The 23292-nt window shown below is 64.4% G+C and carries 19 protein-coding genes; 4 read left to right on the forward strand and 15 right to left on the reverse strand.

Annotated features, from left to right (window positions below; all coding sequences use genetic code 11):
* Positions 1–110 precede the first annotated feature (110 nt).
* Complete coding sequence (locus B552_RS0100745; RefSeq protein ID WP_026035160.1) at positions 111–1055, reverse strand: LysR family transcriptional regulator; 945 nt, start codon at positions 1053–1055, stop codon at positions 111–113.
* A gap of 177 nt (positions 1056–1232) precedes the next feature.
* Between B552_RS0100745 and B552_RS0100750 the strand changes: the two genes are divergently transcribed.
* Entirely contained in the window at positions 1233–1787 is a 555-nt protein-coding gene (locus tag B552_RS0100750; RefSeq protein WP_019447075.1) for a cysteine dioxygenase family protein, read from the forward strand.
* Positions 1788–1847: 60 nt separating this feature from the next.
* A complete protein-coding gene (locus B552_RS0100755; RefSeq protein WP_019447076.1) occupies positions 1848–2306 on the forward strand; it encodes an Lrp/AsnC family transcriptional regulator in 459 nt (152 codons plus the stop codon).
* 58 nt (positions 2307–2364) lie between these two features.
* Here B552_RS0100755 and B552_RS0100760 read toward each other — a convergent pair whose 3' ends face one another.
* A complete protein-coding gene (locus tag B552_RS0100760) occupies positions 2365–4956 on the reverse strand; it encodes a glycosyl hydrolase family 18 protein (protein ID WP_083860199.1) in 2592 nt (863 codons plus the stop codon).
* 238 nt (positions 4957–5194) lie between these two features.
* Positions 5195–7087, reverse strand: a complete 1893-nt coding sequence (locus B552_RS0100765; protein ID WP_019447078.1) for an ABC transporter ATP-binding protein/permease — start codon at positions 7085–7087, stop codon at positions 5195–5197.
* Positions 7088–7175: 88 nt separating this feature from the next.
* On the opposite strand from B552_RS0100765, the gene B552_RS26975 reads away from it, so the two are divergent.
* The gene (locus tag B552_RS26975; RefSeq protein WP_019447079.1) at positions 7176–7580 is read left to right on the forward strand and encodes an acyl-CoA thioesterase; all 405 of its coding nucleotides are present in this window, start codon (positions 7176–7178) and stop codon (positions 7578–7580) included.
* A gap of 166 nt (positions 7581–7746) precedes the next feature.
* Here B552_RS26975 and B552_RS0100775 read toward each other — a convergent pair whose 3' ends face one another.
* The 7 genes from B552_RS0100775 to clsB all read right to left on the reverse strand — a co-directional run bounded on the left by B552_RS0100775 (position 7747) and on the right by clsB (position 17713).
* A complete protein-coding gene (locus tag B552_RS0100775; RefSeq protein ID WP_019447080.1) occupies positions 7747–8523 on the reverse strand; it encodes an enoyl-CoA hydratase in 777 nt (258 codons plus the stop codon).
* A 33-nt stretch (positions 8524–8556) separates the two neighbouring features.
* Positions 8557–9513: a DegV family protein gene (locus tag B552_RS0100780; protein ID WP_019447081.1), complete on the reverse strand. Its 957-nt coding sequence runs from the start codon at positions 9511–9513 to the stop codon at positions 8557–8559.
* Between the two features lie 112 nt (positions 9514–9625).
* Complete coding sequence (locus B552_RS0100785) at positions 9626–10825, reverse strand: acetyl-CoA C-acyltransferase (RefSeq protein ID WP_026035161.1); 1200 nt, start codon at positions 10823–10825, stop codon at positions 9626–9628.
* Positions 10826–10846: 21 nt separating this feature from the next.
* Positions 10847–13273 (reverse strand): 3-hydroxyacyl-CoA dehydrogenase/enoyl-CoA hydratase family protein, encoded by a 2427-nt coding sequence (locus tag B552_RS0100790; protein ID WP_019447083.1) that lies wholly within the window; start codon positions 13271–13273, stop codon positions 10847–10849.
* Between the two features lie 193 nt (positions 13274–13466).
* Positions 13467–15254, reverse strand: a complete 1788-nt coding sequence (locus B552_RS0100795; RefSeq protein WP_019447084.1) for an acyl-CoA dehydrogenase C-terminal domain-containing protein — start codon at positions 15252–15254, stop codon at positions 13467–13469.
* 91 nt (positions 15255–15345) lie between these two features.
* A complete protein-coding gene (locus B552_RS0100800) occupies positions 15346–15936 on the reverse strand; it encodes a TetR/AcrR family transcriptional regulator (RefSeq protein ID WP_026035162.1) in 591 nt (196 codons plus the stop codon).
* Positions 15937–16321: 385 nt separating this feature from the next.
* Positions 16322–17713 (reverse strand): cardiolipin synthase ClsB, encoded by a 1392-nt coding sequence (clsB, locus tag B552_RS0100805; RefSeq protein WP_026035163.1) that lies wholly within the window; start codon positions 17711–17713, stop codon positions 16322–16324.
* Between the two features lie 55 nt (positions 17714–17768).
* Here clsB and mobB point away from each other — a divergent pair, with 55 nt between their 5' ends.
* On the forward strand, positions 17769–18278 hold the full coding sequence (mobB, locus tag B552_RS0100810) for a molybdopterin-guanine dinucleotide biosynthesis protein B (RefSeq protein WP_019447087.1): 510 nt from the start codon (positions 17769–17771) through the stop codon (positions 18276–18278).
* An 11-nt stretch (positions 18279–18289) separates the two neighbouring features.
* On the opposite strand, the gene B552_RS0100815 is transcribed toward mobB, so the two are convergent.
* The 5 genes from B552_RS0100815 to B552_RS0100835 form a co-directional block, all read right to left on the reverse strand.
* Positions 18290–19045: an endonuclease/exonuclease/phosphatase family protein gene (locus tag B552_RS0100815; protein WP_019447088.1), complete on the reverse strand. Its 756-nt coding sequence runs from the start codon at positions 19043–19045 to the stop codon at positions 18290–18292.
* Positions 19042–19533 (reverse strand): dihydroneopterin triphosphate diphosphatase, encoded by a 492-nt coding sequence (gene nudB, locus B552_RS0100820; protein WP_019447089.1) that lies wholly within the window; start codon positions 19531–19533, stop codon positions 19042–19044. The genes B552_RS0100815 and nudB overlap by 4 nt, the downstream gene beginning before the upstream one ends.
* A gap of 81 nt (positions 19534–19614) precedes the next feature.
* Entirely contained in the window at positions 19615–20550 is a 936-nt protein-coding gene (locus B552_RS0100825; protein WP_019447090.1) for a hypothetical protein, read from the reverse strand.
* A 179-nt stretch (positions 20551–20729) separates the two neighbouring features.
* Positions 20730–22538: an aspartate--tRNA ligase gene (aspS, locus tag B552_RS0100830; protein WP_019447091.1), complete on the reverse strand. Its 1809-nt coding sequence runs from the start codon at positions 22536–22538 to the stop codon at positions 20730–20732.
* A 48-nt stretch (positions 22539–22586) separates the two neighbouring features.
* Positions 22587–23288, reverse strand: a complete 702-nt coding sequence (locus B552_RS0100835) for a DUF502 domain-containing protein (RefSeq protein WP_019447092.1) — start codon at positions 23286–23288, stop codon at positions 22587–22589.
* Positions 23289–23292 lie beyond the last annotated feature (4 nt).

The raw sequence follows: 23292 nt of genomic DNA on the forward strand, positions 1-23292 counted from the left end.
GCATAACCCTTATCAGTGACCCCCGAACTCCCCTGAAGACGCCATCAAAATGAAGCGAAGTGGCATCTCATGGCGTCCCATCGCACCCCCGTCGCATCGAATCACGCGCCTCAAGCCGTCAGCGCAGCCCAGACCTTGTCCACAAGCTGCCGCTTGCGGCGCTGCTGGCCGCCGCGGCGGTCGTTGGCGTTGTCCGACGGACTCTCGCGATATAGCCGAATCTCCATGTCGATCGACTGGGGCAAGCCCCGCGCGGCGTCGGCGCGCACCAGCCGGCCGGCGGCCACGTCTTCGCGCACCGCACTCTCGGGCAGGAACGCCATACCGTGACCGGCCAGCGCCATGACCTTGAGCGCCTCGGCCATATCGGTCTCGTAACACTTGTCGAGCTTGAGCGTTTCCGTCGATTCGGCCAGCAGCATGTCCACCATGCGGCCCAGGAACGCATTGGGCGTGTAGCTCAGGTACGGCACCGGCTTCTTGTCGGTACCGGGCAGACGGAACAGTGGCCGGCCGGCCGGATCGGGCACGCTGTATGGCGACAGGCGCTCGGTGCCGAGCACCAGCATGTCGTAGTGGGCGGGATCGAGCTGGATGGCCTGGCGCGAATGGTGGTAGACCATGACGAGGTCACACCCGCCTTCCACGAGCATCAGCACGGCATCATGGACGTTCAGCGCACGCAGCCGGCACGGCAGCGTGCCGACCTTGCGCTCCACCGCCTTGAGCCACTCGGGGAAGAACGTCAGCGAAAGCGTATGCGGCACCGCGAATTCCAGCACCTGCGCGTTCGCCGACCGCTGGCCGCGCATCAGCGCCCGCGTCTCGCTGACTTGCGCCAGCATCGCCAGTGCCTGTTCGTAAAAGACCTTGCCGGCCGCCGTCAGGCTGGTCGGGTAGCTCGAACGGTCGATCAACTCGGTGCCGACCCACGCCTCTAGCGACTGGATCCGGCGCGAGAACGCCGGCTGCGTGACGTGCCGCAGCTCCGCCGAGCGCGAGAAGCTGTGCGTCTCGGCCAGGCTGACGAAGTCTTCAAGCCATTTGATTTCCATGGCGCGGATTATCGCCTGCCGTCGACCCTCGCGCACGATGCGCAAAATTATTCCCTTACGCTCGCAACCAATAGAACAGGATTACAATTTCCAACCATTCCAGACCAAAATTTGCATGTCTGTGCTCGGAGGGCCCCCTTATGATGGCTGCCATAACACCACCAATACGAGTTCGCCATGCAAACCTCCGCCCTCTGTGCCCGTTCAGGCACCCCGGAACCGTCGCTGCTGACGCCGTTCGCCGCCGGGATGGAAGCCACCCTGGCTCAAAGTGCGCGCCTGGTTGCCGCGGAAGTCGCCGCAAGCCTGCCCGATGCCGAGACGCTGCTGGCCAGCCTGCCGCCGGGTGCCCTGGAAGGCAGCCCGGAAACGTACACGCGCCATCTGGTCCATGCCGATCCGTTCGAGCGCTTTTCCGTCATGGTGCTGGTCTGGCGCCCGGGACAATTCAGCCCCGTCCACGGCCATCGCACCTGGTGCGCCTATCGCGTGCTGCGCGGCACGCTGGCCGAACGTCACTACCGCTGGGATCCGGCAAGCCGCACGGCGTCGCAAGTTGGCGCCGTAACGCGCGAGGCCGGCGACACGTTCAGCGTCCCGGCGGGCCTGCAACATATCCACTCCCTCGGGAATGCCAGCGATGCGGTGGCCGTATCGCTGCACATCTACGGCGTGGAAGCGGACCGCATCTCCACCGGCGTCAACCTGCTGGTGGACACCGTCACAAGCTGACACTCGCACCGCACGGGTGGCGGGTGTTCAGCGCGCTCTCACCCTTGACCGCGAGATCCCATGGACCGCTATGACCGCCAGATCCTCGGCATCCTGCAAGAGGATGCCACCGTGCCCGTCGCCGAGATTGGCGAGCAGGTCGGACTGACATCCACGCCTTGCTGGCGGCGGGTACAAAAGCTGGAGGAATCCGGCGTCATCCGCAAGCGCGTTGCGCTGCTCGACCCAGCCAAACTGAATGTCGGCGTAACCGTCTTCGTCTCGGTCCGCACGAGCCAGCACAACGTGCAATGGCTGAAGGCCTTCCACGGGCTGGTGGCAACGATTCCCGAGGTCACCGAGTTCTACCGGATGGCGGGCGACACCGACTACCTGCTGCGCGTGGTGGTACCCGATATCGCCGCCTATGACGCCGTCTACAAGAAGCTGATCCAGGGCGCGGAGCTGGCCGACGTAAGTTCGAGCTTTGCGATGGAGCAGATCAAGTACACGACGGCGCTGCCGCTGGACTACGCGTAGCGGCAGCGCAGGTCGCCCATGCTCCCGGGGCGACCAACTCGGCTGGCTTACCGCCTGATTAGCGCCTGTAACGCGTCGACATGACGCGCAGCAGTTCGCCGTTATCATCCCCCGAGAAATCGCTGGCGAATACGCCGCCAAGCTTGCCTGGCTCCTGGATCAGGTCGACCTTGCGCTGTACGACCGCGCGACTGTCCCAGGACCAGAACGTCCAGCCATCGTAGCGGAACGCACCCATTGACGTCGTGTCGACGTAGCTGCGATAGCCACGCAGACGCTTGATGTCCCGGTAGTCCTTGACATCGCTGCCGAACCGGCTCGCGGCACTGCGCCCATCCATCCGCAGCCCGTTCTGCCGGCCTCGCTGAACATCGGTCCAGCCATGGCCATGCATCGGTATGCCATAGACCTGTTTCACTTCCGGCACTCCGGCATCGCCCACGCGCTGCATGACGCCAGTCAGGCTCCGGTGACGCATGTCGGCCGCATTGCCCGGCGTCGCCCCGTTCGGCACGCGGATTGCACTGGCATGGCCAGTCGTCGCGTCGGCACCGACGGTGAAGTCATACGCATGCACGTTGATCCAGTTGAGCTCGGAGGCAATGGCGATCGCCGTCTTCCTACCGGGGAAGTCCTCGGCCGGGTTCATGCTCGCCGTCAACAGGTGATCGCCGCCCGCCGTGTCGATCGCATCGCGAAATGCCTTGACGAGTTCGAGATAGTCGCTCCACTCGATCGATTGCACCGCGCCCTCGCGCACATTGGCCGTACGTGGTGCCAGCCATTCGAGGTTGATGCCATTGAAGACCCCTTTCGCCACGCCATTGCCGCCGGCGCTGCGCGGAATCGCCGGCAGGTTGCCTGCGATATAGCGATCGACGCAGCTTTCGGCCAGCGCCTTCCGTCCCGCCGCTGTACTTGCAGCCACGGCGAAAGCGGCATGCTTGCCCTCGCCACCGATCGAGATCAGCGTCTTCATGCGGTAAGCCTGCTTGAGTTTGCGCAGCTGATTGAAATTGCCGCGCAGCGGCGAGCGCGACGAATTGTCACTGATCCGATCGACCGAATCCACGCCGATGAACAGCTTGCCATAGTCTGCGAACGCATCGGTCTCGCCTGCCGCGCACCGGTAGTGCCCGTCTGCGCCTGCCTGAATATCGGCATAGCCATAGTTCAGATACGAAAGGCTGCCTGCCGTGCCTGTTCGCCGCAGATCGCTGATCTTGAAGTTCCGGGCGTAGCCGCTTTCGCGCGTGTACGTGCCGCCGATCTGGCGAGTACCGGGCGCCAGGTGGACTCGTCGCGGCTCGGCGGCCGGCTCCGACCCGCCAGGTGTTTCCGGATCCGCCGGCGTGACGGGGTCGTCCGGGTCCACAGGGTCGGGGGCCTTCGTGCCGCCTTCAATCTGCAGATCCACATCGAGGCTGAAGACACGATGCGCCTGATCGGCGAGTGCACCTTCAGCGTTGCGCAACGCGACCTGGTGTGGCCGCACAGTGCGCAGCCGCATGGCGGCGGCAGGATCGCGCAGCGACTGGTTGTCTTCGTCCAGCAGTTCCAGCACAAGGAAGCCGATGCCATTGGCCCCAGGGCCCGGCAGCCGGCACGACGCCGCCACACGCTCGCCGGTCGCATCCTCCTGCGCGGCACGATAGGCGCGCAGCGTGAGTACCGTGTCATCGCCGCGATCGTCAAAGGCTTTCACGGCAAATTTGTCGAATCCGCCAGCAGGACAAGCGGACGTGCCTTGCTCCGGGCCCGACATGTTGGCGTAAGTGGTGGCATACCACGCCGTACGATTGCCGACAGGTGCCAGCGGCAGCACGACACGTCGCTTGTCCTTGTCAAATCCGATCGACTCCGAACGTGCGCTGCGATGGACGATGTCAACGCCCAGCGTCAATGCCTGCAGCACGGGCCGGTCGGCGAGATCCCCGCCGATCGCCTCAAGACGCAGCCGCTGCGTGGCCGGCGTGCGATAGCGTTGCCCCGGACGCAGCCCCTGATTGTCGGCCGGTTCATACCAGACCACGAGCGTGCCCGGGCCGGCGGGACCGCCGGATCCATCCATCTGAACACGCGCACCGTCATAGCCGGTACCTGTGGTATTGCGCTGCGCACGCAGCCGCACCGGTACCAGGCGGCCAGGCTGCGACGCCTGCTCTGCCATGACGTCAAGAAACGTGACCTGCCCCTCCACGGCCGGGCGCGCATCGTTTCGAGGCTGGCCCGGCCGGACGGCCAGGAAATGAACACTCGTGCGTGCGGACGGAATGACAACATGAACCCGTGGCTGCGGGTCCTGGCCCGCGGCAACGGCCACTTCGATGTCAGGATTCGCCTTTGGCGCCACGTACTCGCCCAGCTCGAACCACAACTGGGCGCTCGGACCACGTTTGTCGCCGGGATATACCGAGTACGGGAAGCCGGGGAACTGCCCCGGGTAGGCGTGGCGGTCATTGGACCAGACGCGGCCTCGATACGTGATACAGCTTTCAGCAGGATACGCGGCAGTGAATCGCCACGGCACCACATCCCGGCAGTCTGCCGGTGTAGCCGGGCGGGCGGCCGCGGCACTGCCAGTTGCCGATACAAGTGCAGCGAAGACCGCTGAGGAGATAGCGGCCTGGCGGAAGGGGTTCGCAATCATGGTCGGACCTAGAGTCGTTAAGGAAAGCGCCGGTATCAACCGGCGCCGAGACTCTAGGTCGAAGACTGGACGACGAATATCGCCCTATCGCCAAATTCGGGAGCGTCTTAACTACGATCCATCAAACTGAGAAGTTTCCGAGATCATTGCGAATTTGTGCAACGATTTCCGCCCGGACGCATCTCGCCGGCCATGCGGTTTTCGATCGCCACGAACCGCGTGCCGGCGCCCGACTCCGCTATGCATCCTGCGTGGCATCGCCCACGTCGATCGCCAGCGCATCGGCATCGGGCCCTCCCTGCGCGGCGTTGCGCGCCTGGATCTGCCACATCTCCGCGTAGTGGCCGTTCGCGCGCATCAGTTCGGCATGGGTGCCGCGCTCGATGATTCGGCCGCGATCCATGACCAGGATCTGGTCAGCGTGCACCACGGTTGAAAGCCTGTGCGCGATCAGCAGCGTGGTGCGGTTCTGCGCAAGCCGCATCAGTTCGGCCTGGATAGCCTGCTCGGTGCGAGAGTCCAGCGCCGACGTTGCTTCGTCGAACACCAGGATCGGCGGATTCTTGAGCAGCGTGCGCGCGATGGCCACGCGCTGCTTCTCGCCGCCGGACAGCTTCAGGCCGCGCTCGCCCACCGGCGTATCGTAGCCTTGCGGCAGTTCGCTGATAAAGCTGTCGATCTGCGCGGCACGCGCGGCGGCGATGACTTCCTCGTGCGTGGCCTCCGGGCGGCCATACGCGATGTTGTAGTAGATGCTGTCGTTGAACAGCACGGTGTCCTGCGGCACGATGCCGGTCGACGCGCGCAGGCTGGTCTGGCGGACCTTGCGGATATCCTGCCCATCGACCTCGATGCTGCCCTGCGTCACATCGTAGAAGCGGAACAGCAGCCGCGCGAGCGTCGATTTCCCGGAGCCGCTGTGCCCGACCACAGCCGTCGTCGTGCCCGCCGCGATCGTGAAATCGACATCATCGAGAATCACGCGGTTCTTCTCGTAGCCAAAGCCGACATGCCGGAAGCGCACCTCGGCGCCGTTGACGCGCAGCACAGGCGCGTCGGGGGCATCGGCCACCTCCTGTTCCGTGCCGAGCAGCACGAACATGCGGTCCATGTCCGTGGTTGCCTGCTTGATCTCGCGATAGATCACGCCCAGGAAGTTGAGCGGGATATAGAGCTGGATCATCAGCGTGTTGACCAGCACGAGGTCGCCCAGCGTGAGCTTGCCGGCAGCCACGCCAACCGTGGCGCGCCAGAGGATCAGGATCAGGCCCACGGCAATGATCGCCTGCTGGCCGAAGTTCAGCAGCGACAGCGAGTTCTGCGAACGAATCGCGGCCGTGCGGTAGGTGCGCAGGTTCTCGTCATACCGGCGCGCTTCGTACTCCTCGTTGCCGAAGTACTTCACGGTCTCGAAATTCAGCAGCGAATCGATCGCCTTCTGGTTGGCGCGCGAGTCAAGCTCGTTCATCTTGCGCCGGAAGTGGGTGCGCCACTCGGTGACGACGATCGTGAAGATGATGTAGCCAGTCAGCGCGCAAACCGTGATCGCGGCAAACCAGATGTCGTAGCGCACGACGAAGAAGCCGATCACGAGCGACATCTCCACCAGCGTGGGCAGGATGCTGTACAGCGAATAGGAGATCAGTGACTGGATGCCGCGCGTGCCGCGCTCGATGTCGCGGCTCATGCCGCCGGTCTGTCGTTCCAGATGAAAGCGCAACGACAGCGCGTGCAGATGACGAAACACCTGCAGCGCAATCTCGCGCACCGCGCTTTGCGTGACCTTCGAGAAGAGGATTTCGCGCAACTCGGTGAACAGCGTGCCCGAGAGCCGCAACAAGCCGTAGCCGACGATCAGCCCCACCGGCACCACCAGCAGCGCCGCTGGATTGCCAGGGGCGATGTTCATGCTGTCGACCAGCTTCTTCATCAGCACCGGCACGCCGAGGTTGGCGACTTTCGCCGCCACCAGGCAGGTCAGCGCCAGCATCACTCGCCACTTGTAATGCCAGACGTAGGGCAGCAGGTTGCGGACGGTCTGCCAGTCGCTGCGACGCGTACCGGCACCCTGGAACAGTGAATTGGCCGGCTCGGCGGGGGCGGGCTCGGCAGTCGTGGAAAAGCGGCGCATACGTTAGAATTTGGGCCAATGCCGCGATTGTCGCAGAGATCCGACAACCCGGCAGGCCACTGCATCATCCGCCCCGGAAAGACCCGCCATGACCGCCTCCAGCCCCATCTCCGAACTCCCTTCCGGCAAGAATCCCGCGCTGCGCGTGGTGCCGATGCCGGCCGACGCCAATGTGCACGGCGATGTATTCGGAGGCTGGATCATGTCGCAGGTCGACATCGCCGGATCGATCCCCGCCGTGGAGCGCGCGCAAGGCCGCGTGGCCACCGTGGCGGTGAACTCGTTCCTGTTCAAGTACCCGGTGTTTGTTGGCGACCTGGTCAGCTTCTATGCCGGCATCGTCAAGACCGGCCGCACGTCCATCACCGTGTCGGTCGAGGTCTACGCGCAACGCATGCGCCACGCCAACGAGATCGTGAAAGTGACGGAAGCCACGCTGACTTACGTGGCCACCGATGAAAGCCGCCAGCCGAGGGTGCTGCCGGTGGTTTGAATGGCGCGGTGTATTAAGCTCCCCTCTCCCATGCAATGGGAGAGGGGTTGGGGGAGAGGGCGTTGCGATTCAAATCGCGACATCGCATCTTGAGACGCCTGCCCTCTCCCCCGCCCCTCTCCCGCCATGCGGGAGAGGGGAGAACACCAACAGCGATGTAGTCACATCAGTTGAACTTCGAAAAGTCCGGCTTCCGCTTTTCGAAGAACGCGGTGAAGGCCTCCTTGGCTTCCGGCGCCAGCAGCATGCGGCCGAACACCTCGCCCTCCTCGGCCATCTTCTTGTCCACGGCCGCCACATCGTCGCCCTTCATCAGCCGCTTGGTCTCACGCAACGACGACGCTGGCAGCGCTGCCAGCTTGGCCGCCTGCTGACGCACGTACGCCTGCAGTTCCGCCACCGGCAATACCTTCGTCACCAGGCCAATCGCATGAGCTTCCTGGGCGCTGAATGCCTCGCCGAGCAGCAGCTTCTCGGCGGCGCGCTGATAGCCGAGCATGCGCGGCAGCAGCAGGCTCGAAGCAGCCTCCGGGCACAGGCCCAGTTGCGCGAACGGCAGGGACAGCTTGGCCGTATCAGACGCGTAGACCAGGTCGCAATGCAGCAGCAGCGTGGTGCCGATGCCAACGGCCGCGCCGCTGACCGATGCCACCACCGGCTTCGTGGCATGGCTGATTGCATCGAGGAACTGGAACACCGGCGGCTTCGTGCCGTCGCTGCCTGGCGTCGGCGGACGCTTCATGAAGTCTTCCAGGTCGTTGCCGGCCGTAAAGACCTCGGGCTTGCCTTCGATCACGATCACGCGCACGGCGGCATCGGTTTCCGCGGCGCGCAGCGCGTCGGCCATGGTCTGGTACATGGCCGCGGTAATCGCGTTCTTCCTGTCGATGCGATCGAAGCCAATGGTCAGTACGCCCTGGTCGATGCTGGTTGCAATACTCATCTCTACCTCGTCTCCGTATAAGAACGAAACCGCTCACACAAACGGTGGTGGCGATTCAGAAAGATAACTCACGCCAAACGCGCCCGCTCCCACGTTCAGCGCAACGGTCAGGCTCATCGGTGCCAGCATCAGCTCAATGTCTCGCGATGCTGCAGTGCGTTTCAGTGACTCCCAGGCCGGCCACGACTCGACTTCGTCGATATCGCCCGCATAGCAGGCGGCAACGGTCGGCGTCAGCAGGTGACCGCCCCGGATACAGGCTTCCACATGCGCCAGCAAGCGACGGATACCGTCCTCGGTGCCGCGCGCCTTGGCAATCGCAGCGGTTTCGCCCTGATGCATGCGGATCACCGGACGGATGTTGAACGCGTTGCCGAGCATGTAGCGGCTCCACGTGATGCTGTTCTCGCCCTTGAGCTTGGCGCGCGTGTACATGTAGAGCAGCTCGTCCGGAATCAGGAACATGTGCGCTGCGTCGCGCAGCCGGTTCTCGACCGCGTCGACCACCGCCGTCGCACTGGCGCCGGCAGCCAGCATGCGCGCGGCCTCATGCACGATCAGCGCCTGGCCGGGACCGATCGCGCCCGTGTCGATCACGGTCAGGTCAAACAACCCGCTGCGGCCAGCGTCCTTGCGCAGCTTGAAGCTGCGCGCGACGGTGCCGACGACCGCGCCCGTGGCATTCGCGTAGAGCTTGCTGCGGCTGCTGGCAATCGTCAGCAGGATGGCGCGATCACAGCCAGCCACCACATTCTTGAGCAGGTGGTCTTCAAGCTCGCGCTCGAGCAGCGGGATGGATTCCGCGTAGTGGTCCTGCTTGCCGACCAGATACTGCTGATATAGGTTGGGAAGTTCGGCTTCGTCGCGCGTGTCGGCAACAAAGCGGTCTCCGGCGCGAACGCGGAACGGAATCGTGCGAACGCCCAGCGCGTCCATCGTCGCGCGCGGCATGTCACATGCCGCGTCGGCCAGAATCGTTGTCTCCTGCATATTGTTTTTTCCTCCGCTTCAGTGTGTTGGCATCTCCGTGTCCATACATTTCTTCACCTGATCGAAGGTCGGGACAGCCCCACCCTGCGGGCTGCCCCAAGGCGCGTTTTATTTACACGCGCTCGAAAATTCCGGCTGCGCCCATGCCCGTACCGACGCACATGGTCACCATGCCGTACTTCAAGTTGTGGCGACGCAGTGCGTGCACCACGGTGGCCGAACGGATCGCGCCGGTCGCGCCGAGCGGGTGGCCCAGTGCGATCGCGCCGCCCATGCGGTTCACGCGGGCCGGGTCGAGCTCCAGGTCACGCATTACCGCCAGCGATTGCGCGGCAAAAGCTTCGTTCAGCTCGATCCAGTCGATCTGGTCCTGCGTCAGGCCTGCAGCCTTCAGCGCGGCCGGAATCGCGGCCTTCGGACCAATCCCCATGATCTCCGGCGGCACGCCACGCACCGCGAACGATACGAAGCGGGCCAGCGGCACCAGGTTGAACTGCTTGAGGATTTTCTCCGAAACCAGAATCAGCGCGCCAGCGCCATCGGACGTCTGCGAGCTGTTACCGGCCGTCACGCTGCCCTTGTTGGCGAACACCGGGCGCAGCTTGCCCAGACCTTCCACCGACGTATCGGGACGCGGACCCTCGTCCAGCGAGATAGTACGCGTCTTGACGCTGATCTGACCAGATGCGAGGTCCGGGAACTTCTCGACTACCTCAATCGAGGTAATCTCGTCGTTGAACTCACCCGCCTGCTGCGCCGCAATGGCCTTCTGGTGCGATGCCAGCGAAAACGCGTCCTGGTCCTCGCGGCTGACGTTCCATTGCGTGGCTACTTTCTCGGCGGTCAGGCCCATGCCGTAGGCAATGCCGATGTTCTCGTCGCGCTCGAAGATCGACGGCGACATCGACGGCGAGTTGCCCATCATCGGCACCATGCTCATCGATTCAACACCGGCGGCGATCATCACATCCGACTCGCCCACGCGGATGCGGTCAGCGGCCATCGCCACGGCGGACAGGCCCGAGGCGCAGAAGCGGTTCACCGTGATGCCGCCAACGGTATTAGGCAGGCCGGCCAGCAGCGCACCGATACGTGCAACGTTCAGGCCCTGTTGCGCTTCGGGAATCGCGCAGCCGACGATCGCGTCTTCGATCAGCGCGGGGTCCAGGCCCGGCACCTGGGCCACGGCCGATTTCAGGATCGTGGCCAGCAGGTCATCGGGACGCGTGTTCTTGAACGCGCCCTTGGGGGCTTTGCCAATCGGCGAACGGGTAGCCGCAACAATGTAGGCGTCTTGCAGTTGTTTCATGATGAAGGTTCCTCGTTGGCCTGATTAGTTGCGCACCGGCTTGCCCGTTTGCAGCATGCCCATGATCCGCTCCTGCGTCTTGCCATTGCCCAGCAGGTCGATGAAGGCGCGACGCTCCAGCGCCAGCAGCCAGTCTTCACTGACCAGCGAGCCCGCTTCCACGTCCCCGCCGCAGACCACTTCGGCGATGCGCGAGGCGATCAGGAAATCGTGCGCGGAGATGAAGTTGCCATCGCGCATGTTGACCAGCGACGCCTTGATCGTGGCAATGCCCGAGCGGCCGGCCACCGGAATCAGCTGGCCGGGAAGCGGCGCGCGGTAACCGGCGTTTGCCAGCGCGCGCACTTCGCTCTGCGCCACGTACAACAGTTCATGGACGTTGTAGACGATCGTGTCAGTGGGTTGCACGTAGCCGATCTTTTGCGCGTCCAGCGCCGAGGTCGATACCTTGGCCATCGCCGCCGCCTGGAAGCGGTTGGTGACGAAGTTCAGGTAGTTCGTGCTGCCGGCAGCCTGCGCGGCCTTGGCAGCTGCGATTGCCGCTTCCTTGAGACCGCCACCGGCCGGCACCAGACCCACGCCGACTTCGACGAGACCAACATAGCTCTCCAGTGCCACCACGCGCTTTGCCGAATGCAGCATCAGTTCGCAGCCGCCGCCGAGCGCAATGCCCGACACGGCCGGCACCACCGGCACCGCTGCGTACTTCACGCGCATCATCGTGTCCTGGAACTTCTTGACGAACGGCTCGATGCCCTTGGCACCGCCCATCATGAAGGCCGGCATGGCCGCTTCCAGGTTCGCACCCGCCGAGAACGGGCCGCCCGGCGCGCCCAGCTGCAGCGACGTGGGCTGCCACACCACCAGGCCCTTGTAGTTCGCTTCGGCCAGTTCCACGGCGCGCACGATGGAATCGAGCACATCCGGACCAACCGTGTTCATCTTGCTCTTGAACGAGATCACGAGCACGTCGTCAGCGCCTTCGCTGGTCCAGATGCGCGCGCCGTCGTTCTCCTCGATCGTCTTGCCCGCACGGCGCGGGTCGGCGGATTCCGTGCCCTTGATCGCGGCACGGAACACCTGACGCTGGTACACCGGCAGTTCGGCACGCTTGACGAACGCATTGGCCGCCGGCGACCACGAACCCTGCGCGCTGTGCACGCCCTGGTTCTCGGCCACGGCGCCGTTCAGCACCCATGCGGGCAGCGCTGCGTTGGACAGGGCCTTGCCTGCCTCGATGTCTTCCTTGACCCACTCGGCCACCTGCTTCCAGCCGGCGGCCTGCCAGTCCTCGAACGGACCCGAGTTCCAGCCGAAGCCCCAGCGGATGGCCAGGTCGATATCGGCAGCCGAGCCAGCGATCTGCTCAAGATAGACGGCGATGTAGTGGAAGACGTCGCGGAACACGCCCCACAGGAACTGGGCCTGCGGGTTGGTCGATTCGCGCAGCAGCTTGATACGCTCGGCCGGGTCCTTCTTCAGGATGCGCACGACGATCTCGTCGGCCTTCTTGCCCGACTCGACGTACTGGCCGGTCTTCGCGTCCAGCACCTTGATTGCCTTGCCTTCCTTCTTGTAGAAACCGGCACCGGTCTTCTGGCCGAGTGCGCCAGCGTCGACCAGACCCTTCAGCACGGCCGGCGTCTTGTAGACCGGCGCGAACGGATCGTCGGTCAGGTTGTCCTGCATCGTCTTGATGACGTGTGCCATCGTGTCCAGACCCACCACATCGGCGGTGCGGAACGTGGCGGACTTGGCGCGGCCCAGCTTGGTGCCGGTCAGGTCATCGACGATATCGAACGGAATGCCGAACTTCTCGGCTTCGGCAAACACGGCCAGGATCGAGAAGATACCGACGCGGTTGGCGATGAAGTTCGGCGTGTCCTTCGCACGTACCACGCCCTTGCCGAGCGAGGTGGTCAGGAATGCCTCCAGGCGGTCCAGGATCTCCGGCTTCGTCGTGGCGGTCGGGATCAGTTCCACCAGATGCATGTAGCGCGGCGGATTGAAGAAGTGCACGCCGCAGAAGCGCGCCTTCAGCTCGGCGTCGAAACCGTCCGACAGTGCCGTGATCGACAGACCCGACGTATTGGTGGCGAAAATCGCGTTCGGCGCCAGGTGCGGGGCCACCTTCTTGTAGAGGTCGTGCTTCCAATCCATGCGCTCGGCGATCGCCTCGATCACCACATCGCACTCCTTGAGCAGGGCGATATCGTCCTCGTAGTTGGCCGCGCGGATCAGGCCGGCTTCCTCCTTGATGCCAAGCGGCGCTGGCGACAGCTTCTTCAGGTTCTCGATCGCACGATTGGCGATACCGTTCTTTGGGCCTTCCTTGGCCGGCAGGTCGAACAGCACCACGGGCACGCGGGCGTTGACCAGGTGGGCGGCAATCTGCGCCCCCATGACGCCGGCACCAAGCACGGCGACTTTCTTGACGATGAAATTGGACATGCGCGCTCCTTGGGTCGTGAGCGTTTGTGAGGAGAGATGTTTATGCTTTGGGTGGACTCCCCTCTCCCGCATGCGGGAGAGGGGTTGGGGGAGAGGGTCAGCAGTTCAAATTGAAATTGATCGCAACTTGAAGCGCCATGCCCTCTCCCCCGGCCCCTCTCCCATTTGCATGGGAGAGGGGAGCAGAGCCCACTTAGAACAGATCGGCGTCCATCGCCATCAGCGTCGACGCACCAGCGCGTGCCTTGCGGATTTCCGCGGCGGTTTCCGGCAGCAGCTTGGCGAAGTAGAAGCGTGCCGTGGCCAGCTTGCTCTTGTAGAATTTGTCGCCGCTGTCCTGCTTCTCCAGCGCGATCTTGGCCATGCGGGCCCAGAAGTACGAGAACACCAGGTGACCCACCACGCGCAGGTACGGCACGGCGGCGGCGCCAACTTCGTCGGCATTGCCCATCGCCTTCATGCCGATTTCCATCGTCAGCTTCTGAACCTTGTCGCCGATGTCGGCCAGCGGGTTGATGAATTCCTGCATCGCCTCGTTCGTGCCCTCTTCTTCGACGAACGTCTGCACGATCTTGCCGAAGGCCTTCATCTTGGCGCCCATGTCGCCAAGAATCTTGCGGCCCAGCAGGTCCAGCGCCTGAATCGTGTTGGTGCCTTCGTAGATCATGTTGATGCGGGCGTCGCGCACGTACTGCTCCATGCCCCACTCGGAGATGTAGCCGTGGCCGCCGAATACCTGCATGCCTTCGTTGGTCGCCGTGAAGGCGTTGTCGGTCAGGAAGGCCTTGATCACAGGGGTCAGCAGCGCGACCAGGTCGCCCGCTTCCTTGCGCACGCTTTCATCGGGGTGCGACAGTTCGCGGTCGATCTGCAGCGCAGTCCAGTAGCTGAACGCGCGGCCGCCTTCGGCATAAGCCTTTTGCGTCAGCAGCATGCGGCGCACGTCCGGATGCACGATGATCGGGTCGGCTGCCTTGTCCGGTGCCTTCGGGCCGGTCAGCGCACGCATCTGCAGGCGGTCCTTCGCGTAGGCCAGCGAATTCTGATAGGCCACTTCGGTCAGGCCCAGACCCTGCGCGCCCACGCCCAGGCGTGCGGCGTTCATCATCACGAACATCGCGTTGAGGCCCTTGTTGGGCTCGCCCACCATCCAGCCGCGCGCGCCGTCGAGGTTCATCACGCAGGTGGCGTTGCCGTGGATGCCCATCTTGTGCTCGATCGAGCCGCACTTGATGCCGTTGCGCTCGCCCGGGTTGCCGTTGGCATCGGGAATGAACTTCGGCACGACGAACAGCGAGATGCCCTTGGTACCGCCCGGCGCGTCCGGCAGGCGGGCCAGCACGAGGTGGATGATGTTCTCGGCCAGGTCATGCTCGCCGGCCGAAATGAAGATCTTGGTGCCCGTGATCGCGTACGAGCCGTCGGCCTGAGGTTCGGCCTTGGAACGCAGGATGCCCAGGTCGGTGCCGCAGTGCGGCTCGGTCAGGCACATCGTGCCGGTCCACACGCCAGACACCAGCTTCGGAAGATAGGTCTGCTGCAGTTCGGGGGTGCCGTGCGCATGCAGCGCCTCATAGGCACCGTGCGACAGGCCCGGGTACATCGTCCAGGCCTGGCCCGCCGAGTTCAGCATCTCGTACAGCGTGTTATTGATGATGATCGGCAGGCCCTGGCCGCCGAACTCAGGATCGCACGCCAGTGCCGGCCAGCCGGCCTCGACGAACTGCTGGTAGGCTTCCTTGAAGCCCTTCGGTGCGCGCACCACGCCGTCGCCGACATAGGTGCAGCCTTCACGGTCGCCGGACTGGTTCAGCGGGAACACCACGTCGGCGCAGAACTTGCCGGCTTCTTCGATGACCTGGTTGATGGTTTCCGCGTCGATGTCCGCATGCTGCGGCATCGCCTTGAGTTCGGCTTCAGCGCCGAGCAGTTCATGGAGCACGAACTGCATGTCGCGCAACGGTGCGGTGTACTGGCCCATCAAAGACTCCTTGGAGGTTTGCTAGTGCCGCCACACGCGCATGCCGCACACCCTGGAAAGCGGGAGTGCGCGACCGTTGCCCGGGGGCGGCTCAGGTTCTGTAAGACTGAATCAGTTTGTTGAGCGCAACCATGGCAAGCTCGGCACTGTCCGGCAGGCGCAGAAAGCGGGCGTCATGATGCAAGCCTAGTTCAAGGCTATACATTTCGAACAGCATCAGGCGCGGATCGCAATCCGCACGCAGGTGCCCCTCTTCCCTTGCCTGGTCGATCGCACGCATCAGCGCGGCACGCCAGATCGTGACGCTCTTGACGAGTTCGTCACGTACCGGGCTTTCCGCGCGATCGTCGTACTCGACGGCCCCGCTGATGTAGATGCACCCCGTGGTCACTTCCTGAATGCGCTTTTCCATCCACCGGCGCACCATCGACCACAGGCGAGGCAAACCGCGCGGCTCCTGCAGCGAGGGGTAGAAGACCTCCTGCTCGAACCGGCGGTGATACTCGCGCACCACTTCCACCTGCAGGTCTTCGCGCGAACCAAAATGCGCGAACACACCGCTCTTGCTCATCTGCATGCGTTCCGCGAGCAGGCCGATGGTCAGCCCTTCAAGCCCGTCGCGGGACGACAGTTCCAGTGCGGCATCGAGAATCGCCACGCGCGTCATCTCACCCTTGCGCAAGGGCGCGGGCGCGGCGGCGGATTCAAGACGAACTGACTGGTGTCGCATGGTTTTCTCTCCGTTCTTTACAGTGCCCACCTGGGCACTGTTCTTGACCTGACGTTGCGGTCGGCAGGCACCGTAGCTGCTGCCTTTTCGATGTGCCGGCAGCCACGAATGCACGAAGTCTAAGCCAAAAAAGAACGGTCGTTCAGATTATTCTGGCGAGGCCGATTGGCATCAAGCAATTAATTAGACCCGTGTTTCTAAACGGGCTGCATCGCGCGGGCAATTTGCGGCGCAATGCAGCAACGGCTTAAAACGGCGTGGAATGGCCGGGATGCGCGCATGCAGGGGGCGCGGCTGCGGCAGGGCAGCATGTTACCGTGGGTGGCGTTGGGTCGATTCAGTAGGGCCCGGTGACGCCGGCAATCACGACGCCGAGACGCAACACGTAGTAGGCCGCCCAATTGGCGAACCGGCGCAGTCGCGGCAGCCGCGCGTGGATCTCCGGCATCACACGCGCGCTGCGCTGCGCCATTGCCAGTTCGAGCCGCGTACGCAGTTCATCGGCGAACGTGGCGTCGTAGACCGCGACGTTGGCTTCTCGCGCCAGCAGCAGGCTGAACGGGTCCATGTTGCTGGAGCCAACCGTGGCCCAGGTATCGTCGACCACGGCGACCTTCGCATGCAGGAAGCTCGCCTCGTATTCGTAAATCTCGACACCGGCCTCTAGCAGCCGCGCGTACAGCGCGTGGGTGGCGTAATGCTGCAACCGGTATTCGACCATCCCCTGCAGCAGCAGCCGCACGCGCACCCCACGCTCCCGGCACGCAAGCAGCGCACGCCGCATCTTGCGCCCCGGCAGGAAGTAGGCATTCGCCAGGATCACATCACGGCGCGCCGAACCAAGCGCATACAGATACTCGCGCTCGATCGTGCGGCGATTGCGCAGGTTGTCGCGCAGCAGCAGGGCCGCGGACACGCCGCCCGGATGAAGGTCTCGCCGCGCCTGGCGCGCCGCCCTCATCAGCCCCTCCACTTCCGTGAACGCGGCGGCGGTCTGGCGCAGGCCCCTGCGTTGTGCGATGCGAAACCACAGCCGCGCGGAAGCCAGCGCGATCTGCGCCACCAGTGGACCGCGCACACGTACGGCGAAGTCATAGCGCGGCCCCACTTCAGGCAGGTCCAGCGGGCCATGGTTGTGGTCGTCGATGATGTTGATGCCGCCGACGAAGGCCACCTTGTCGTCGATCACCGCAAGCTTTCGGTGCAGCCGCCGCAGATGGCGCCGCGCGAACTTGAATCCATGTAGCGGCCGGTAGACCTCCAGCCTGACGCCGCCCTCGCGCAGCCTGTCCACCAGCGCGGCGGGCATGTCGCCTGCGCCGAAGCCATCGACCACGAGCCGCACGTCCACACCGCGTTGCGCGGCCCGGACCAGTGCATCGGTCACGCGCGCGCCAACATCGTCATCGGCATAGATATAGGTTTCCAGCACCACGTGCACGCGCGCCAAGTCGATCGCGTCGATCAGTGCCGGGAAGAACTCCTGGCCGTTGCGCAGCAAATCGACCAGGTTGCCCGGCACCGGACTGCCGCGCCGGCGCACCCAGTGCAACAGACGCGTGCCCGGCGCAGCGCCTGTCGCACCAGCGCCCGCGCCGTCCACCCCGTCCCGCAGCGACAGGCCTGGCGGCAGTTCCTGCGTGCCGGGTGCATTGGACGGTTGGGGCGCAGCCCGATCGTAGATCCGTGACATGGCTCGATTATCGGCCAACCGGCGGCTCCTGCACATGCCCCGGGCGAACTCTGATAATGTCGAACCATTGTGACGCCCCCAGGGAAACATTGTGAAGGTATTCGGCATCGCCGGCTCATCGGGCAGTGGCAAGACCACGCTACTGGACCAGTTGATTCCCCGCTTTGTGGCCGACGGCCTGCGCGTTGCCGGCATCAAGCACACGCACCACGGTTTCGATCCCGACACGCCGGGCAAGGATTCCTGGCGCATGCGCGAGGCTGGCTGCGAGAACGTGGTGCTGGTGGGCGCGCGGCACCTGACGCTGATGCGCCACTATCCCGAAGACAAGCCGTCTCCGGAGATCAACGAGGCGCTGGCCGTACTGCCGGCGGACACCGATCTGGTGATGGTGGAAGGCTACAAGTGGAGCGAATTCCCGAAGCTGGAGATATATCGCCCTGCCAACGGCAAGGCGCCGCTTTGGACCGACGTCCCTGAAGTGGTGGCCGTGGCGACGGACGCCCAGGCGGAAGTGGCCCGGCAGACGAACCTGCCGATCCTAGATCTTGCGGACATCGACGCCATTCACGCGTGGATCCGCGACTACCTCAACAAGTAGCGAAGCAAGCCCTACGCTTCCGGAATGGCTACCCGCCGGGCCAGTTCCGCCATCAGCGGCACATGGTCCGATCGTTCCGCCCATTCGCGGCCGGTAAGCGCCTGCGTCCGCTCGAACTCGAAACCGCGCACATAGATGCGATCCAGCTGCCACCACGGCATATGGCTCGGGAACGTACGGATACGCCCGTCCTTTGCGTGCGCCGACTCCACCGCATTGAGCGTGTTGCAGATTTTCGAATCGAGCTTGTGGTTCCAGTCGTTGAAATCCCCGGCGATCACCAGTGGCGCGTCTGCGGGCACCACGCTGCGCACGCGGTCCACAAGTGCCGAGGTCTGGCGCGCCCGGCTGCCCGCGAACAGCCCGAAGTGCACGCAGATCAGGTGGGCCTCGACGCCATTGATATCGGCAACGGCATGTAGCAGCCCGCGTTGCTCGAAGCGGTGGTCGGAGATGTCGAGGTTCTCCGACATCAGGATTGGATGGCGCGACAGAATCGCGTTGCCGTGATGGCCGTGTTCGTACACGGCATTGCGGCCGTAGACCGAGTGCGGATAGGCGTCCGTTGCCAGGTAATTGAGCTGCGTGTGGTCGGGGTCGAACAACTCCGCTGCGACCAGGCGGTCGTTGCGATCCTGCACCTCCTGCAGGAACACGATGTCCGCGTCCATCGACTGGAGCCCGGTGCGGACACTCTGGATGCGCGGCTTGCCCGTGAACCCCTTGACGCCCTTGTGAATGTTGTAGGTAACAACACGCAGCTTCATGGTGCGGCGGCTCCGGTGGTGACATCGAGCCCCGTGCCTGGGTCGGTCCCCGTGCGCCAGACAAGCTGGCGCACCGCTTCGGCGTTGCTGCTGGAGAAACAGCGCTCGGCCGCCGCCTGCCACGGCAGCCACTCGTAGCGCAGGTGTTCACGCGGCGCCAGCGTCACCGGCAGCGGCGCGGGCACGCACAGGCCGAACCAGTGTTCGGTATTGCGCGTGATGCCGGGCGCATAGCGGTGGCGCCATCGGGGATAAATCTCGTAGTCGATCGTGTGATGCCAGTCGGTCAGTTCGTACCGGCCGGCGTCGATTCCGGTTTCCTCGGCCACCTCGCGTGCGGCGGTAGAAGCCAGCGGTTCGTCTTCGGCGTCGAGGCTGCCGGTGACCGACTGCCAGTAGCCTGGCCGGTCAGCGCGCTCGATCAACAGGACTTGCAGGTCCGGCGTGTGGATGACGACCAGTACCGATTCGGGAATCTTGTAGCGCATGGGATGGGTGGCAGGGACAAACCCAAGCATAGCGCAGCCAGGCGGCCATGACGCGCTCCTGGCCGCGATTCATCCCGCAAGTCAGGCCAGCGTGTGCTCGCCGGGTCGGTGCGTGGCCGTGCGGACACCTGCCACATCGGTTGCCGGCGCGGTGCGCAGCCACGTGTCGAACACCTCGGGCGAGTCGCCATGGCCCCATGCCGCCCGCAGTTGCTGCATCAGCGGTGCCAGCGCCCGCGTGTAACGCTGCGACGCCGCGTGCGCATGCTCCGCCAGCGCATTGGTGCTTTCGCGCACCGTTGTTTCCATCGCCGCGCGCTCCTGGCCGATCTCCTTCTCGCGCACGCCGAGCTGGTTGTATTTCTGGATCAGGAAGCGCTGATAATCGCCCGCTTCCACGCCCTGGGCCGCCTGGGCATTGACCTGCTCGAAGCGCATCACGATGCTGGCGGTTTCCTGTTCGACATGAGCAGCTTCGGCGTTGAGCGCCTGGAGCGCTTCCTGCAGGCGCAGCGCTTCGCGCCGATCCGTCTGCAGCCGCGCGGCCTCGTCCTCGAAGGTCCGTTGCGCGGCCAGATAGGCCTGCACAACGGGCTGGGGCGCCACCACCAGCAGCGGGTCTGCGCCGCCGGCGCGACGGCCCGAGAGCAGCGAATCTTCGGCCAGACGCAGGTTGCCGACGTCCTCAAGCCAGCGGCTTCGCGCCATCACCGTGGCCACGGTATCGAGCGCCAGCCGCCGCAGGGCCTCGGCGCGTTGTGTCGCCACCGGCACCGGGCCAGCGGCATTTTCCGGCGCCGCCGGCTGCGCTTGCTGCACGGCGTGCGCGATGTCCGGCACGCAGGCCGCCACGGTGGTTGCCACCGATTCCGACATCGCTAGCGCCGACTTGCGCACGGCGCGGCGCAATTCGAAACGCGCCAGCAGCATTATCAGCAACCCGGCCACCAGCCAGGTCAGGATTGTTTCCGCATGGGCATGCAGGAACGCACGGATCAGTTCGGTATCGAGATTCACGGCACAAGTCCTCCCACGTCGCGGCGGCCTTCGTGGCGGGCTCGCATCACGCGTATCAAGGCAGAAAGACATTGTCTTCCGTGGCTTCGTTCCGGACGGTAACAAATGGAAACGCATCCTTTCGCCGAAAACAAAAAAGCCGCGCACAAGCGCGGCTTTTTTGCAGGATGGTGCAACGATCAGGCCGTGGGCTTCGGCTCCTGCGCACGCAGGCGGATGTGCAGTTCGCGCAGCTGCTTCTCGTCGACCGGGCTCGGTGCCTGGGTCAGCAGGTCCTGTGCACGCTGGGTCTTCGGGAACGCGATCACGTCACGGATGGAATCGGCACCGGCCATCATCGTCACGATGCGGTCCAGGCCGAACGCCAGGCCACCGTGCGGCGGCGCGCCGTATTGCAGCGCGTCGAGCAGGTAGCCGAACTTGGCGCGGGCTTCCTCGGCGTTGATCTTCAGTGCGCGGAAGACCTTGCTCTGCACGTCTTCGCGATAGATACGCACCGAACCGCCGCCCATTTCCCAGCCGTTCAGCACCATGTCGTAGGCCTTGGCGATGCACTTGCCCGGATCGGTTTCCAGGTACTGCATGTGCTCGTCCTTCGGGCTCGTGAACGGGTGGTGCATGGCCACCCAGCGAGCGTCTTCCTCGTCGTACTCGAACATCGGGAAGTCGATCACCCACAGCGGCTTCCAGGTGTCCTCGAACAGGCCGGTGCTCTTGCCGAATTCCGAGTGACCGATCTTCAGGCGCAGCGCGCCGATCGCGTCGTTGACGATCTTCGCCTTGTCGGCGCCGAAGAAGATGATGTCGCCATCCTTGGCTTCGGTACGCTTCAGGATCTCGGCAATCGCGGCGTCGTGCAGGTTCTTCACGATCGGCGATTGCAGGCCGTCGCGGCCCTTGGCCACTTCATTGACCTTGATCCAGGCCAGGCCCTTCGCGCCGTAGATGCCCACGAACTGCGTGTAGGCATCGATTTCGCCGCGCGAGATCGCGCTGCCGCCCGGCACGCGCAGGCCAACCACACGGCCGTTTTCGCTGTTGGCCGGGCCCGAGAACACCTTGAAGTCGACGTCCTTCATCACTTCGGTCAGCTCGGTGAATTCCAGCTTGACGCGCAGGTCCGGCTTGTCCGAGCCAAAACGGGCCATCGCCTCGCGGAATTCCATCACCGGGAACTTGGAGACCAGGTCCACGTCGATGGCGTTCTTGAACACCGTGCGCATCATGTCCTCGAACAGGTCACGAATCTCCTGCTCGGTCAGGAACGACGTCTCGCAGTCGATCTGCGTGAACTCCGGCTGGCGGTCGGCGCGCAGGTCCTCGTCGCGGAAGCACTTGGTGATCTGGTAGTAGCGGTCGAAGCCGGAGACCATCAGCATCTGCTTGAAGATCTGCGGCGACTGCGGCAGCGCGAAGAAATGGCCCGGGTTCACGCGCGACGGCACCAGGTAATCGCGCGCGCCTTCCGGCGTGCTCTTGCCGAGCATCGGCGTTTCGATATCGATGAAGCCTTGCGCGTCCAGGTACTTGCGCACTTCCATCGCCACCTTGTAGCGCAGGCGCAGGTTGTATTGCATCTGCGGGCGGCGCAGGTCCAGCACGCGGTGCGTGAGGCGCGTGGTTTCCGACAGGTTGTCGTCGTCAAGCTGGAACGGGGGCGTGACCGACGGGTTCAGCACGGTCAACTCATGGCACAGCACCTCGATCTTGCCCGACGTCAGGTTGGCGTTCTCGGTGCCGGCCGGACGCGGACGCACCTTGCCGACCACGCGGATGCAGAACTCGTTGCGGATCTCTTCGGCCGCCTTGAACATTTCCGGACGATCCGGATCGCACACCACCTGCACCAGACCCTCGCGGTCGCGCAGGTCGACGAAGATCACGCCACCGTGATCGCGGCGGCGCTGCACCCAGCCGGTCAGGGCCACTTCCTGGCCGATCAGTTGTTCGGTCACCAGACCGCAGTAGTGAGTACGCATGGAGGACATAGGAGAGATTCCCTGTAATGCGCGACCGCAAGGCGCGGCCGCGCGCAATCAATTGGTGTGAGTATCGGCGACGGCGGCTTCAGCGTCCGCGTCTTCGGCATTGGCCGGGTGCGGCTCGTTTTCAGCCTTGCGCGGCAGGTCCGCCGGCGCCACCACGCCCATCGAGACGATGTACTTCAGGGCCGCGTCGACGGTCATGTCGAGTTCGATCGTGTCGGCCTTGGGCATCATCAGGAAGAAGCCCGAGGTCGGGTTCGGCGTGGTCGGCACATAGACGCTGACGTACTCGCCTTGCAGGTGATTCTGCACGTCTCCGCCCGGTCTGCCAGTCAGAAACGCAATCGTCCACGATCCTTCGCGGGGATACTGCACCAGCAGCGCCTTGCGGAACGCGTTGCCGGACGACGACAGAAGCGTGTCCGAGACCTGCTTCACGCTGGTGTAGATCGGGCCCACCACGGGGATATGGCCAACCAGCGCTTCCCACCAGCGCACCAGGCGCTGGCCAATGAAGTTGTGGGCCAGCACGCCCACCACGAGGATGAACAGCAGCGTCAGGATGGCGCCGAGGCCCGGAATGCGGCGCCCGAACAGGTTCTCGGGCTGCCACGCCAGCGGCAGCAGGGCCATGCTCTGGTCCATCGTACTGATGACCAGGTTGAGCACCCACAGCGTGATGCCCAGCGGCACGAGCACGAGCAGACCGGTCAGGAACCAGGTCTTGACGGCGGAGGTTTTCTTGGCGGCCACGGCT

Source organism: Cupriavidus sp. BIS7, from assembly GCF_000292345.1.
Lineage (GTDB): Bacteria > Pseudomonadota > Gammaproteobacteria > Burkholderiales > Burkholderiaceae > Cupriavidus.

Excerpts from the sequence above, each read along its gene's own strand:
- B552_RS0100775 (WP_019447080.1), bottom strand. The coding sequence starts at position 8,523 with ATGAGTATTGCAACCAGCATCGACCAGGGCGTACTGACCATTGGCTTC.
- B552_RS0100750 (WP_019447075.1), top strand. The coding sequence starts at position 1,233 with ATGCAAACCTCCGCCCTCTGTGCCCGTTCAGGCACCCCGGAACCGTCG.
- nudB (WP_019447089.1), bottom strand. The coding sequence starts at position 19,533 with ATGCGCTACAAGATTCCCGAATCGGTACTGGTCGTCATCCACACGCCG.
- aspS (WP_019447091.1), bottom strand. The coding sequence starts at position 22,538 with ATGTCCTCCATGCGTACTCACTACTGCGGTCTGGTGACCGAACAACTG.
- B552_RS0100790 (WP_019447083.1), bottom strand. The coding sequence starts at position 13,273 with ATGTCCAATTTCATCGTCAAGAAAGTCGCCGTGCTTGGTGCCGGCGTC.
- B552_RS0100780 (WP_019447081.1), bottom strand. The coding sequence starts at position 9,513 with ATGCAGGAGACAACGATTCTGGCCGACGCGGCATGTGACATGCCGCGC.
- B552_RS0100760 (WP_083860199.1), bottom strand. The coding sequence starts at position 4,956 with ATGATTGCGAACCCCTTCCGCCAGGCCGCTATCTCCTCAGCGGTCTTC.
- B552_RS0100815 (WP_019447088.1), bottom strand. The coding sequence starts at position 19,045 with ATGAAGCTGCGTGTTGTTACCTACAACATTCACAAGGGCGTCAAGGGG.
- B552_RS26975 (WP_019447079.1), top strand. The coding sequence starts at position 7,176 with ATGACCGCCTCCAGCCCCATCTCCGAACTCCCTTCCGGCAAGAATCCC.
- B552_RS0100755 (WP_019447076.1), top strand. The coding sequence starts at position 1,848 with ATGGACCGCTATGACCGCCAGATCCTCGGCATCCTGCAAGAGGATGCC.
- B552_RS0100795 (WP_019447084.1), bottom strand. The coding sequence starts at position 15,254 with ATGGGCCAGTACACCGCACCGTTGCGCGACATGCAGTTCGTGCTCCAT.
- clsB (WP_026035163.1), bottom strand. The coding sequence starts at position 17,713 with ATGTGCAGGAGCCGCCGGTTGGCCGATAATCGAGCCATGTCACGGATC.
- B552_RS0100765 (WP_019447078.1), bottom strand. The coding sequence starts at position 7,087 with ATGCGCCGCTTTTCCACGACTGCCGAGCCCGCCCCCGCCGAGCCGGCC.
- B552_RS0100745 (WP_026035160.1), bottom strand. The coding sequence starts at position 1,055 with ATGGAAATCAAATGGCTTGAAGACTTCGTCAGCCTGGCCGAGACGCAC.